Here is a 12,562-nt window from a genome sequence, read left to right as displayed (position 1 = left end):
GATTGAGCCCATGAAACCCCGCCTGTATTTCGACCTGAGAGACATCCTCGGGGCGCCCGCGAGGGCGCTGTCAGCCAAGCAGATATTCGTCATGACCGCGTCGCTGGTCGTGGCCCTGGCGGTCTTCGACCTGGCGTTTTACCTTGCCCATCTGGTTTCAGGCTCGAATCTCGGGGTTGTATTCGACGTGTACGGGTTGTTCCCGGACCCGTCGGCCGGCCTCGCTGATCCACTCGCCGGTCCAGTGCTGATTCTCGGGATGTTTGGCGCTGTCTTTGTCCTGATGCTCGGTCAGACCGGGGTAGCCGCCATCAACGTTGAGCAGATACGCGGCAACCGTTTCTTCTCGATCAAAGACGCCGCCCGCTTCGCTCTGAGTCGCGCCCGCACGGTGTTCCTCTGCGAGATCGCTATCGCGGCTTTCGTGACGTTTATTGTCGCTCTCTTTATGTTGCTTGGCCTGTTTGGCCGGATTCCCTATCTGGGTGAATGGCTCTACAGCCTTTTCGTAGTGTTCCCGTTGTACTTCATCGCTCTGTTCACCGTGTTTATTGCCATGATCGCTCTCGTATCGATCATTTTGACACCGGCCATTGCCGCCGCCGACCGCCGCGGCGAGACCTTTGGACTTATTCTCGAGACATTCTCCACCGTCATCCGCCAGCCCCTTCGATGGCTCGGCTATACGGGGTACGCGCTCGTAACCGGTAAGATCGCCAGCTTCGTCTACGCGTACTTTGCCTTCCGTTCCGTGCAGGCAATCGTGTTTGCGACCGACCTTACCGACGGCGGCAGGATGCGCAAGCTGGTGGCAAGTGCCTTGTCACATTTACCCATTCGTTCCGATTTATTTCGAGAGGCGCTCACGGTGTTTCCCGGTGTTGACTGGGGGATCAGCCTGCTCCCGTTTGTCAGATCAGGCGACAGCCTCGCCTCTCATGTTATGGCATTCATGCTCTTTTTGATCTTCGCGAGCGTGATCGGCTACTTTCTGTGTGTTGTCGCCTCGGCGCAGGCCTACGGGTATGTCGTTATCCGCTACCACAAGGACGGGTACCGGATCGACGAGGAACCACCGATCGGCGAGCCGACTCCTGCAGGCACTCCGGAGTCAGCCGTCAATTCGACCCCGAACGGTCTGCCGTCTGATCCCGCATGAAAACCATCCGTACCGTAAAACAGATGCAGCAGGCCGCCCGCCTGCTCGCCGCGCAAGGCAAAACGATCGGTGTCGTCCCGACTATGGGCTTTCTGCACGACGGCCACCTGTCGTTGATCCGCAAAGCCAAACAACACGCCGATGTTGTCGTCACGACCATTTTCGTCAACCCCACCCAGTTCGGCCCGCGCGAGGACCTGTCGACCTACCCCCGGGATGAACGAGGCGACCTGAAGAAAATCCGCTCGGCCGGCGGTGACATCGTGTTTATTCCAACCACGCGAGAAGTCTATCCCAAAGACTTTCAGACCTTCGTCACCGTCGAAAAACTGACTCGAATTCTTGAAGGCGCCTCGCGGCCGACTCACTTCCGGGGCGTTACCACCGTTGTTGCCAAGCTCTTCAATATTATCCGGCCCGATGTCGCCGTCTTCGGCATGAAAGACTTTCAGCAGGCCACCGTCCTCCGTCAGATGACAGCCGACCTGGGATACCCGATCAGGTTTATCGTCGCGCCGACCGTGCGCGAGCGCGATGGCCTCGCGATGTCGTCGCGAAACAAATACTTCACGCCCGAGACTCGTCCCGAAGCCGTTTGTCTGTATCGCGGACTGGTGACCGCCAGAGCGCTCGCCCGCGCGGGGGAGAGGTCGAGTGCTAAAATCAAGCGAGAGATGGAAAAGGCCATCCTCGCCACCTGTCCCAGCGCTCAGATCGACTATATTGCCTTTAATGATCTGAAGACTCTCGCCCCCCGTACGACTGTCGAATCCGGCACCGTTTGTTCTCTCGCCGCCCGGGTGCACGGCGTGCGCCTGATCGACAACCTGAAGCTGCGGTAGCCGGCGGCCCGCCGTCCTGTCCGTTCACCCGCGCGCCAGCGTTCCTGCGCTCCAAAGAAGTCACATCGCCAACGCATTTGCTACGACATCGATAGTGTTAATGGCGCGCCCCCCTAAGGCAGAGAGATGTTGCTCAGTTACGAGGAGCCATTCTATGTCACCGTACGCACCGAAGAATTTTACTAACCGTCACTTTATTGATGCGCTCCGGAGAAGAGAAGAAAATGGGGACCCCCTAAAAATGACAAAACGAACCCATTTCCCCGTAACCGCCTCAAAGACATACTTGTACAATGACTTTTTCAATTATTGTTCTTGGTTTGCGTGCCGGCACTCCTCCTCGGGAAGTTCGTTGACAGTAAGTCCGAGGCGGGACAGGCCTCACTCGCCGCGCCCAACGAGAGTCCGCTCGGCAATGACTGTCAGGAATTCAGGAACTCCTTATGATCTTGCCGGTTACACGGGTACACGAGCGGGCCGATTTTGGCGTTATCCCCTTGCGGAATTGCCGAAAAAGACTATATTGGCCCCCTGAGACGAAAGGCGCGGATTGAGCGAGCATGTTGATTACTATATGCAAATCGAAAATCCATCGGGCGACCATTACCGACAAGGACTTGAACTATGTCGGGTCGATTACGATCGATCGCGACCTGATGGATCTCGCGGACCTGGTGCCGTGGGAGCAGGTCCAGGTCGCCAATATCAACACCGGCGCCCGCTTCGAGACGTACGTGATCGAGGGTAAACGCGGCTCGGGGACGATCGCGCTCAACGGCGCCGCCGCCCGACTCGCCGAAAAAGGCGATCTCGTCATTATCATCGCGTACGCCCAGATCGACCGCGCCGAGGCCGACTCGTTTAAGCCGGCCGTCGTGCATGTTGACGACCGCAATCGACCGACGACCTGACCGCAGTTTCTCGCCGTTACAACGGGGGTTATTTCCAGCATGGCTACCGATTCGCGACCCAGAGCGGCTATTGTGCTCGCCGCCGGTAAAGGCAAACGGATGAAATCCGACCTGCCGAAAGTGCTGCACGAAATTCATGGCCGCCCCATGATCCGCATCCTGCTCGATACACTCGAGCCGCTCGCCTTCGACCGCACGGTTGTCGTGATTGGTTTCAAGGGGGACCTGGTCGAAAAGGCGCTCGCCGACTATCCGGTCGACTTCGTCTGGCAGCACGAGCAGCGCGGCACCGGCCACGCCGTCATGATGGCGCGCGAGCGCTTGCGGGATTTCGATGGTACCACACTCGTGTGCGCGGGCGACGTGCCCTTTCTTACCGAGCGCTCCGTGCGCGACCTGATCTCCGTCCACGAGCGAACCAAAGCCGCGGCCACCTGTTTGTCCGCCATCTTCGACGATCCGACCGGCTACGGGCGGATCGTTCGCGACGGCGACAGTGACTTCCTTCGCGCTATCGTCGAGCACAAAGATGCATCGGAAGAGATTCAGCGGATCAGGGAGATCAATTCGGGCACATTCTGTTTCGACAACCGCCGCCTCTTTGGTGTGATCGATGACATCGATGACCGTAACGCGCAGGGCGAGTATTATCTGACCGATGCCGTTAAGATTCTGCACGGCAAGGGGCTGAAGGTCGCCGTCGTCACCTGCCGGGAGCCCGATGAGGTGCGGGGCGTCAACTCCAAAGAGCAGCTCGAGGCGCTCGCGGAGAAGTTCGCGCCGGGTTTGTAATTGTTTTTTTGACTCCCGATGCCGATTACAACGTTATAACCTATAGCGGCGGCGCTTGCCCTGACTCCGCCTGCCGTTTTTTGTTGACCCGTCGAAGCGCGAACCGTAGATTGAACGGCGAGTATTGTATGATGAAACACGTTGTTACCGTTATCGTTGTGCTCTCTCTGGCCGCCGCCGGCTACACTCAGGATATCGAGCGGGCCCGGCTGGAGCAGCCGACCGCGTCCAACAGCATGGGCGTCAGGCCGGTCGAATCCCCCTTTTCACTGATTGATTTCTCCCGGATCAAATGGTCGCACAGCTATTCCGTCTCGTACTTCTCCGGATCGGGTTATTCCGGCTCCGTCGGACTGGCGTCGACCAGCATGTTTTACGAGTTTTCGCCGAAGCTCTCGCTTCAGGTGAATCTCGGCATTCTTCACAGTCCGGGGGCGCTCTGGGGTGACGAGAACAACGGTGCCACGATCCTGCCGGGTTTCCGGCTCGATTACCATCCCTCCGATAAGTTTCATATGTCGATCGGGGTGCAGCGGTTCGACGGACGGGCGTACCCCGGACCATACGGGTACTACAGCCGGTATGGCCTGATTTCGCCCGACTGGTCATTCTGAACCGCGAGACAGGCAGACCACGAGGGAACTAACCTTAGGAGAGACCGCCGGGAGACAATTGTTACCGCATCATCCTTCCTGCAGACCGCCTGACCTGTTTTCCACCCCGCAACGAGTAACCTGTTTGCAGCTGCCGTGATATCCGTCGGGAGATTGGCGGAGTGAAACTACAACTGAAAAGTCGCTACCTCGAGATTCTCATCGCCGTCACGTTCGTGGTCTTGTTGGTCTACGTTGTGTCGGTAACGCTGCAGGTGGCGCGCGGGATTTCGCAGACGGTCGACCCGCCCACGCACACCGTGCGTCTGCAGGTACTCAACGGCTGCGGCGTGCCCCGCATGGCGGCTCAGGTCGCCGACCGGCTCTCCGGATACCGCGACGCGGACATTCGGATTTCGATCGTCGATACGGATAACTTCGAATCCGTCTCGGTTGACAGCTCGTTCGTGATCTCGCGCGAACGGGACAAGACCGCGGCCCTCGTACTGGCGCGGAAACTGGGTCTCGATGACAGCCGGGTGACCTACGATGAACTGGAAAATAACTACCGCCATGTGTCGGTGACACTTGTTGTCGGAAGCGATCATGCGCGGATTGCGGCGCCGAAACCTGCTACGACGGAGAAACAATAGCACACTTTGAGCACGACCAGCACCGCACTTACCCTCGCGCGCCAGGCCGGTCGGCTGGCGCTTTCCAAGAAGGCGTTTGACGTCAGGATACTGAAACTGAAAGGGCTCTCCTCGGTGTGCGATTACTTCGTGATCGCATCGGGAGACGCCGATGTGCAGGTGAATGCGATCGCCGAGGCGATCGAAGACGGTCTGCGCAATGACGGCATCAAGCCGTACCATCGCGAAGGACGCAGGGGCGGCAACTGGATTCTGCTCGACTACGTCGATGTCGTCGTGCACGTGTTTTATGAGCCCACCCGCCGGTTCTATGCGCTCGAAAAGCTCTGGGGCGATGCACCGGTCGAGGAACTGGCCGATGAATAGCGGCCGGACGTAACCGCCGATTGTTGATTGATGATAAACACATAGGAAGTACCATGGAACTAGCCGATCTGAAATCGAAGACCATCGCGGAGCTGCTGAAAATCGCCGAAGACCTCGATATCCCGGGCGTGTCCGGCCTGCGGAAATCCGAGCTGATCTACAAGGTGATGGAAAACCAGTCCACGCAGAACGGCGCGATTCTGGCCGAGGGGGTCCTGGAAATCATGGACGAGGGCTACGGCTTTTTGCGCTCTCCCGACTACAACTACCTTCCCGGTCAGGACGACATCTACGTCTCGCCGTCGCAGATCAAACGATTCGATCTTCGGACCGGCGACACCATCTCCGGACAGGTACGACCGCCCAAGGACAACGAGCGGTATTTTGCGCTGCTCAAGATCGAGGCGGTCAACTACGAAAATCCCGAGGCCGCCAAGCACAAGACGTTGTTCGACAACCTGACCCCGCTGTATCCGAACACCCCGTTCAAGCTGGAATTGTCGGCCGAGCAGTTGACGACGCGCATTATTGATCTGATGTGTCCGATCGGCAAGGGACAGCGCGCCCTGATTACCTCTCCGCCGAAAGCCGGCAAGACGATCATACTCCAGAAAATCGCGCAGGCCATCACGGCCAACCACCCCGACGTCAAGTTGATCGTGCTCTTGATCGACGAGCGGCCGGAGGAAGTGACGGACATGCGGCGTTCGGTGCGCGGCGAAGTCATCTCGTCGACCTTCGACGAACCGGCCGACCGTCACGTGCAGGTCGCGAACATGGTGCTCGAAAAAGCCAAACGACTGGTCGAGCACAAGCACGACGTGGTCATTCTGCTGGACTCGATCACCCGACTTGCGCGCGCCCACAACTCCGTGGTGCCGCATTCGGGCAAGATTCTCTCCGGCGGTGTGGATTCCAACGCGCTGCACAAGCCGAAACGGTTTTTCGGCGCCGCCCGCAACGTTGAAGAAGGCGGCTCCCTTACCATCTGCGCCACCGCTCTGATCGAAACCGGCTCGCGCATGGACGAGGTGATTTTCGAGGAGTTCAAGGGCACCGGTAATATGGAAATGGTGCTCGACCGCCGACTCAGCGACCGGCGCGTCTTCCCGGCCATGGATATCAACCGGTCATCGACCCGCAAGGAAGAGCTGCTGATGGATCAGGATACCCTGTCGAAAATCTGGATCCTTCGCAAGTTCCTCGCGGAGATGAACCCGATCGAGGCCATGGAATTTCTGGTCGATCGAATGAAAAAGTCCAAGAGCAACGCGAAATTCCTCGCTTCGATGAAGGATTAACCTGCTCAGGCAGAGACGTCTCAGGCGCAGTCACCCGGCTGCGCCTTTCTTTTGAGGCGGCGGGTTCGTTCAGGGCCGGCGGGCCCGAAGGACCGTCCCGGACCGGCCGACCAGATACACGTACTCCCCCGCAATGGCCATATCGTAAATGTCGAATGCCAGGGACGGATCGAGCGCGATGTCGGTCCATGACACGCCGGCGTCGGTCGTCTTCATGACGACTCCGTTCAAACCGGCGACATAGCCGGTGTCGGCGTTCACCATGGCGAGACTGGTAAAGACATTCTTGGGGTCGGCGGAGGCGTCATTCCATGTGCGACCGTTGTCGTGGGAATACATGATACGGCCGCCGGCCCCGGCGAGAATCCCGACTCGGCCGGTAACGGAAGTCACCCGGCCCGGGATGCCGTCGAGCGTCTCGATCGTCCTCCACGTCTGACCGCCGTCGCGACTCATGTGAAGCTTGCCGAACGACTGGAAGTAGACCGGGCCGTGCGGGGCACGAAACAACTCGCCGTATCCCAGCCCCATTGATTCCTGCCGCTGCCAGGTACGCCCTCGGTCACGCGTCACCAGCGTAAAACCGAGCAGCGGCGAGGCAGTCGCGCGGGTCATTCCCGCAGCCACCGCGTGGAGCGAATCCACCCACTGCACCGACAGCAGCCATGAAACGGTGTCCATGATCGAGCGATTCTCCCAGCGCCGGCCGCCATCGGTGGTGACGTACAGCGAACCGCCGCGTCCACATACCGCCCCGGTCCGACCATCGAGAAACGAGACGTCTTCCAGTGGCGCATTTGGTGCGATCGTCATGACGCGCCACGTGCGACCGCCGTCGTGCGTGATACCGAGCTGACCGCCCTGACTGACGACAAAACCGGTATCGGCTGATACGAACTCGATTCCCGTGATATTTTCCGTGATGTCGAGACGAACCGGCTCGAAGTCCCCGGCAGAGGCCTGCGCGGGCATGGCGATACCGACAATCGCAAGGATTGCGGCACGAAACGTCGTCACAGCGGTGTTTTTAATTGAAGTCATCCGGTATCACTTATACACTGCACGCAGGCACGTGCGCCGGCGTGTTCGCAATCGTAGCGCATAATAGGGCGTAACGCGCAGGATGTCAAACAACTCGCGGGTCTAATCGGACTCAAGTCGACATGAAACAGCCGTTGATAGAATTGCATAACGTCGAATATCGCACCGACCGGGGCGATTTCGTCTTTCGCGACCTCAACTTCACGCTTCTTCCTGAGCACTCCGCCGTCATTGCCGGTGCGGCGGGCTCGGGGAAAACGACGCTCGTGGAACTGCTCGTTGGGCTCCGCTTCGCATCGGCCGGTTCGGTGGAGGTATTCGGCGAACAGCTCAAAAAGGGACGGTCGAGCGCTATCCGCCGGGTCCGGCATCAGATCGGGGGGATCGGCGGGCCCTTTGGGCTCATGCCGCTTCTGACGGTATCTGAAAATATCACGCTGCCGCTGGTACTGGCAGGGGTTCGCCGCTCAACGCAACGGGAGCGCCTGTTCAAGGTCCTGACGGAGTTCTCGCTGCTGAAACAGGCGTCGGAGACTCCGGGGTCGCTCACCCGGGTCGAAAATACGCTCACCCAGTTCGCCCGGGCATCGATAGCCAACCAGCCGCTCCTTATTATTGACGAGCCGATGGCCGGTCTGGACAGAAACACCTGGGAGCGCGTTTACCAGGTGCTGCAGAAAGTGGCGTTGTCCGGGCGGTCGATGCTGATACTCACGTCCGATGTCCCTTCCCAGGAACTGCCACAGACGGCGTATTACCAGTTGATAAACGGGGTCCTGCAGTGATTCGCCTCGGCTTCATGGTTCGCGAACTGGGGCGGAGTCTGTACCGCAATCCCGGCACAGCGCTCGGCTCGGTACTGTCGTTGACCCTGCTCTTTCTGCTTTTCAACATCTTCTGGGTGGCGGCCGGGACATCGGAAGCCTTCTATCGCGACCTGTTATCGGAACTGCGCATGGAGGCCTTTATCAATGAAGACCTGCCCGACTCGGCGGCGACGTCCCTGACCAAAGAGATCTATGCGATAGACGGTATTGTCTCCGCAGCATATGTTTCCAAGCAACAGGCACGGGCGGAACTGGCCGACCAACTGGGCATCGACCTGCTCGTCGGCTACGACTCGCTCAATCCGCTGCCTCGCTCGTACGTGCTGACGATGGAGCCCCAGGTGCTGAATTCAGGGGATATGCAACGGATCAGCGAGCAGCTTACGCTGATCCCCGGTATTGACGACGTCGCTTACAGCAGGCGGTTTCTCGAGAAGGCGGAGACGACGCGCGGGTTGATCCTGCAGGTCGGGCTCGGTCTGGGTGCGATTATTCTGCTCACGGCGCTCATCACGTCGTCGAACAGCATCCGGCTCATGACGCGGGCGCGCGCGGTCGGCTTCCGGCAAATGATGCTGCTGGGGGCATCGAAATCTTTTGTCGGGATGCCGTTTATAATAGAAGGACTGCTGATCGGCGGGTTGTCGGCGATCTTCAGCTGGGTGATCGTTTTGTACGGCCATTCGCGTGTGGTGTTCACCCAGATAACGATCGTATTACCCTCCCGCGAGGATATGATACTGTTTTGCGCAGCTGCTGCGCTGGTCGGCTGCATCAGTGGTTTTCTTGGAATTCGACGGTCGCTCAAATGATGCGGAAAGTAATACGTGCCGCGGTAGTTCCGATGCTGCTCGGATGCTGGCTGGCGGGAGGCGTTACCGCCGACGATAAGCGGCAAATTCTCGAGCAGCAGAAGGAACTGGAGAAAATCCAGAAGGACGTCGACGACAGCCGTCGTCGTCTGGATTCGCTCCGCTCCGCTGAAGAATCGGTTGCCCGGCAGATTGCCGACTACGATCAGCGTATTTCGTCGGACCGGAAACTGATCAACCGTCTCAGCAACGAGCTGACTGCGCTCAAAAAGAGTCTTGGCGAGGCGGAGACCGCCCTGCAGAACAACCAATTGAGTTTCGACAACACCCGCCGGCGATATCTCGGCAACATCCGTCAGGCATACTACGCCACACGATTGCCGGACCAGTCCCTGGTCAACGAGCCGAACGGCGAGCTGGATCTTCATCGGACTACCGTGTATCTCACCGCACTGGCGGGCTTCGAGTCCGGAAATGTCGAGCAGGCACAAACGTACCTCGCCGAGTCCGTCAGCCAGCTCGAGGAATTGACCGGCCAGCGCAAGCTGGTGACCAACTTGAAGAAGGAGAAGGAGATCAGTTTTTCGGTCGGTCAGAGCAGGAAGGAGAAGCAGGAACGTTCGCTGGATAGGCTCAAGCGACTGAAGCAGGACGAAGCCGACCGGATGTTGACATTGCAGCAGGCGGCCGCCGAGATGCAGCAGATTATCGCGCGGCTGGAGGAAGCCGGTCGCCGGAACCCGTATCCCGAGGCCGGTGTGGCGCCGTCGGTTTTCACCGCCCTGAAGGGACAGTTGATCATGCCGCACCGAGGCAAGGTGGTGGTGCCGTTCGGCTTGTCGGTCGATCCGATCACCAAACTGAAGTCGTATTCTCCCGGTATCGTCATCAAGGGCAAGCCGGGGGCGACCGTACGCCTCGTTGCATCCGGGACAGTCGCGTACACCGGCAATTTGCGCGGCTACGGAAATTTCGTTATCATCCGACACGACAGTCAGCACTACACGACCTATGCCGGACTGGGTCGCATCGATGTCTCCGAGCGCGAGCACCTCGCGGGCGGCAGCCCGCTGGGGGTGGCAGGCGACGACGGCCAGGTCCGGTTCGAACTGCGGGAAGAACGGGAACCGCTCGACCCGGTGGAATGGATCAAGTTTGAAGCGCTCTGAGATCGCCTTCGACATCGTCACCGCCCAGCCACGGGCCTGGTCGATACTGAGCCGGTCGTTTCTGGCCGGCCGGGTGGCGTCCTGTTATCTGTTTACCGGGCCATATGGATCCGGCCACTGGGCGCTTGCCTCGGCCTTCGCCTCGCTTCTCAATTGCAGGCAGCGTGTCGATGGCGGCGATCCCGACGGCAACCGGACGGTGCGGCCGTGCGGCCAATGCCCCCCGTGCCGCACGATCGCTGCGATCAATTTCGAGGGCCTGTATCCCGTGGTGCCGATTCAGACGTACAAAAACGACATCGAGAAGTTCGAGTTTCTCAATGCGTGTCTCGATCGGCTGCGCGAAGAGCCATTGGCCATGATCGAGGAGGAGAAGGCCGCAACCATCCGAATCGAGCAGTCGCGCGATGTAAAGCTGACCCTGAGCAGGCGGGGCTCGGAGGAGATTGTACGGGTCGCGATATTCGACCGTGCGCAGAAGATGCGCGATGACTCCGCCGACTCCTTGCTCAAACTGATTGAAGAACCCCCGCCGCGGACAGTCATCATTCTCACCGCGGAGCGCGCCGAGTCGCTATTGCCGACCATCCAGTCTCGCGCGCAAGAGGTGCGGCTGGCGCGATCGCCGGAAGCGATGATCGCGCAGTATCTCGAAACGGCGTACGGAGCGCCGTCGAAGCAGGCTGTTCTGCTTGCCCGCCTGGCTGAGGGGCTGCCCGGTCGAGCCATAAGATTGATGGGCCCCGAGGACGAGGAGGAAGCGCCGATCCGGTCGGTCGCCTGGCTTGTCTTCAAGCTCCTCTTTCAGCGACCGTCAGGGGAGGCCATGCAGGTCGCGATGGAGCAGCTGGCGAGCCGGGGGCGAAGCGATATCGAGCAGTCTTTGCTGTTATGGCAATCGCTGATTCGTGATTGTGCCGACTTTGCGATACGTTCGCAGCCCGACCAGTTGACGAATGTCGACTTCGCCGACGAGCTTATGAAACTGAGCCGCCCGTTCGAGGCGAGCGGACTGGCGGAATCCCTCCTGATTGCCATCAAGAATACCCTTGCCGATCTATACCTCAACGTGCATATTCATACCGCTTTAGCGGCACTGGTGCTGAAAATGAGAGCGGCCATCCGCCAGGCCGAATCAACGGCTGTCGTCTCCTGAAATGTGACGCGAATCGGACTATTCTCATGGCTGAACTGTTTCTGGTTGAATTCAAAGGCTCCCGCAAGGAGTACTTTTACAATACGTACCATCACTCGCTCAAGGTCGACGACTATGTGATCACCCAGGCCGAGCAGGGCGAAGATCTGGGATGGATCATTACGCATATCGACAACGGCGACCGCATCGCCTCGTCCGAGAAACCTCGGTCCATTCTTCGGCCCGCGGGTAACGAAGACATGGCGCGGTTTACGGAACTCAAGCGCAACGAAGTCGCGTACAAGGGCGATATAGTGAAAATGGTCCGTCGCCACGGACTGGTGATGAAGATTGTTGACGTGGAGTGCCAGTTCGACGGCAACAAGATCACATTCTTTTTTACGGCCGACCACCGGGTCGATTTCCGAGCGCTGGTGCGCGATCTCGCTGCCAAGTACCGCACGCGTATCGAGCTTCGCCAGATCGGCGTGCGCGACGAGGCCCGTCGGATCGGCGGCTACGGCATCTGCGGTCGGCAGCAGTGCTGTAACAGCCACATCAAAGAGTTCGTACCGATTTCGACCCAGCATGCCCGCGAGCAGGATCTGCCGCTCAATCCCAGCAAAATCTCGGGCAATTGCGGACGACTGCTCTGTTGCCTGCGCTACGAGAGCGATCTCTATCACGCCGTCAAGGCGAGGTTCCCGTCGCCCGGCACGGCCGTGCGAACGACCAAGGGCGACGGCGTAATTGAGCGAATCGACGTCTTCAACGAAGAAGCGGTCATTCTGACTGAGGACCGACTCACGTTCCGTATCGCTCCGCAGGATATCAAGGACACCGTCGGCGCCACCGCGCCGCAGCCGAGACCGGCGCTCGATGATGCCGAGATTGACATCGAGCAACTCAGCAAGCTCGAGGATGAATCCGCGAACGGCAAAACCGCAATGTAACGGAGCAG

General features: G+C 59.3%; 14 protein-coding genes. 13 read left to right on the top strand and 1 reads right to left on the bottom strand.

Annotation, left to right across the window (positions count from 1 at the left end; genetic code table 11):
• Positions 1-10: 10 nt before the first annotated feature.
• The 8 genes from RBT76_00375 (at position 11) to rho (ending at position 6,617) form a co-directional block, all read left to right on the top strand.
• Complete coding sequence (locus RBT76_00375) at positions 11-1,159, top strand: hypothetical protein (protein MDX9856226.1); 1,149 nt, start codon at positions 11-13, stop codon at positions 1,157-1,159.
• The gene (gene panC / locus RBT76_00370; protein ID MDX9856225.1) at positions 1,156-2,001 is read left to right on the top strand and encodes a pantoate--beta-alanine ligase; all 846 of its coding nucleotides are present in this window, start codon (positions 1,156-1,158) and stop codon (positions 1,999-2,001) included. The genes RBT76_00375 and panC overlap by 4 nt, the downstream gene beginning before the upstream one ends.
• A 560-nt stretch (positions 2,002-2,561) precedes the next feature.
• On the top strand, positions 2,562-2,912 hold the full coding sequence (locus RBT76_00365) for an aspartate 1-decarboxylase (GenBank protein MDX9856224.1): 351 nt from the start codon (positions 2,562-2,564) through the stop codon (positions 2,910-2,912).
• A 39-nt stretch (positions 2,913-2,951) separates the two neighbouring features.
• Positions 2,952-3,704 (top strand): NTP transferase domain-containing protein, encoded by a 753-nt coding sequence (locus tag RBT76_00360; GenBank protein MDX9856223.1) that lies wholly within the window; start codon positions 2,952-2,954, stop codon positions 3,702-3,704.
• Between the two features lie 128 nt (positions 3,705-3,832).
• On the top strand, positions 3,833-4,318 hold the full coding sequence (locus tag RBT76_00355) for a hypothetical protein (GenBank protein MDX9856222.1): 486 nt from the start codon (positions 3,833-3,835) through the stop codon (positions 4,316-4,318).
• Between the two features lie 161 nt (positions 4,319-4,479).
• Positions 4,480-4,950 carry a LytR C-terminal domain-containing protein gene (locus tag RBT76_00350; GenBank protein ID MDX9856221.1) on the top strand — a complete coding sequence of 157 codons (471 nt, stop codon included), beginning with the start codon at positions 4,480-4,482 and terminating at the stop codon, positions 4,948-4,950.
• 6 nt (positions 4,951-4,956) lie between these two features.
• A complete protein-coding gene (gene rsfS / locus RBT76_00345) occupies positions 4,957-5,316 on the top strand; it encodes a ribosome silencing factor (protein MDX9856220.1) in 360 nt (119 codons plus the stop codon).
• Positions 5,317-5,369: 53 nt separating this feature from the next.
• Positions 5,370-6,617 carry a transcription termination factor Rho gene (gene rho / locus RBT76_00340; GenBank protein MDX9856219.1) on the top strand — a complete coding sequence of 416 codons (1,248 nt, stop codon included), beginning with the start codon at positions 5,370-5,372 and terminating at the stop codon, positions 6,615-6,617.
• Between the two features lie 69 nt (positions 6,618-6,686).
• Here the strand turns inward: rho and RBT76_00335 are convergent, their stop codons facing one another.
• Positions 6,687-7,658 carry a YCF48-related protein gene (locus RBT76_00335; GenBank protein MDX9856218.1) on the bottom strand — a complete coding sequence of 324 codons (972 nt, stop codon included), beginning with the start codon at positions 7,656-7,658 and terminating at the stop codon, positions 6,687-6,689.
• A 122-nt stretch (positions 7,659-7,780) separates the two neighbouring features.
• On the opposite strand from RBT76_00335, the gene RBT76_00330 reads away from it, so the two are divergent.
• The 5 genes from RBT76_00330 to ricT are packed head-to-tail and all read left to right on the top strand — an operon-like array spanning position 7,781 to position 12,554.
• Positions 7,781-8,443 carry an ATP-binding cassette domain-containing protein gene (locus tag RBT76_00330; GenBank protein MDX9856217.1) on the top strand — a complete coding sequence of 221 codons (663 nt, stop codon included), beginning with the start codon at positions 7,781-7,783 and terminating at the stop codon, positions 8,441-8,443.
• Positions 8,440-9,297, top strand: coding sequence for a permease-like cell division protein FtsX (locus RBT76_00325; protein ID MDX9856216.1), 858 nt, complete (start codon positions 8,440-8,442; stop codon positions 9,295-9,297). Before RBT76_00330 ends, RBT76_00325 begins: the two co-directional genes overlap by 4 nt.
• The gene (locus tag RBT76_00320; GenBank protein ID MDX9856215.1) at positions 9,294-10,466 is read left to right on the top strand and encodes a peptidoglycan DD-metalloendopeptidase family protein; all 1,173 of its coding nucleotides are present in this window, start codon (positions 9,294-9,296) and stop codon (positions 10,464-10,466) included. The genes RBT76_00325 and RBT76_00320 overlap by 4 nt, the downstream gene beginning before the upstream one ends.
• Positions 10,453-11,622, top strand: coding sequence for a hypothetical protein (locus tag RBT76_00315; GenBank protein ID MDX9856214.1), 1,170 nt, complete (start codon positions 10,453-10,455; stop codon positions 11,620-11,622). Before RBT76_00320 ends, RBT76_00315 begins: the two co-directional genes overlap by 14 nt.
• 26 nt (positions 11,623-11,648) lie before the next feature.
• The gene (gene ricT / locus RBT76_00310; protein MDX9856213.1) at positions 11,649-12,554 is read left to right on the top strand and encodes a regulatory iron-sulfur-containing complex subunit RicT; all 906 of its coding nucleotides are present in this window, start codon (positions 11,649-11,651) and stop codon (positions 12,552-12,554) included.
• The last annotated feature ends 8 nt before the right edge of the window (positions 12,555-12,562 follow it).

The organism is Candidatus Zixiibacteriota bacterium, assembly GCA_034003725.1.
Classification (GTDB): domain Bacteria; phylum Zixibacteria; class MSB-5A5; order GN15; family FEB-12; genus WJMS01.
The sequence above is the reverse complement of the archived record's forward strand: the minus strand, read 5'-3'. Positions and strand labels throughout refer to the sequence as shown.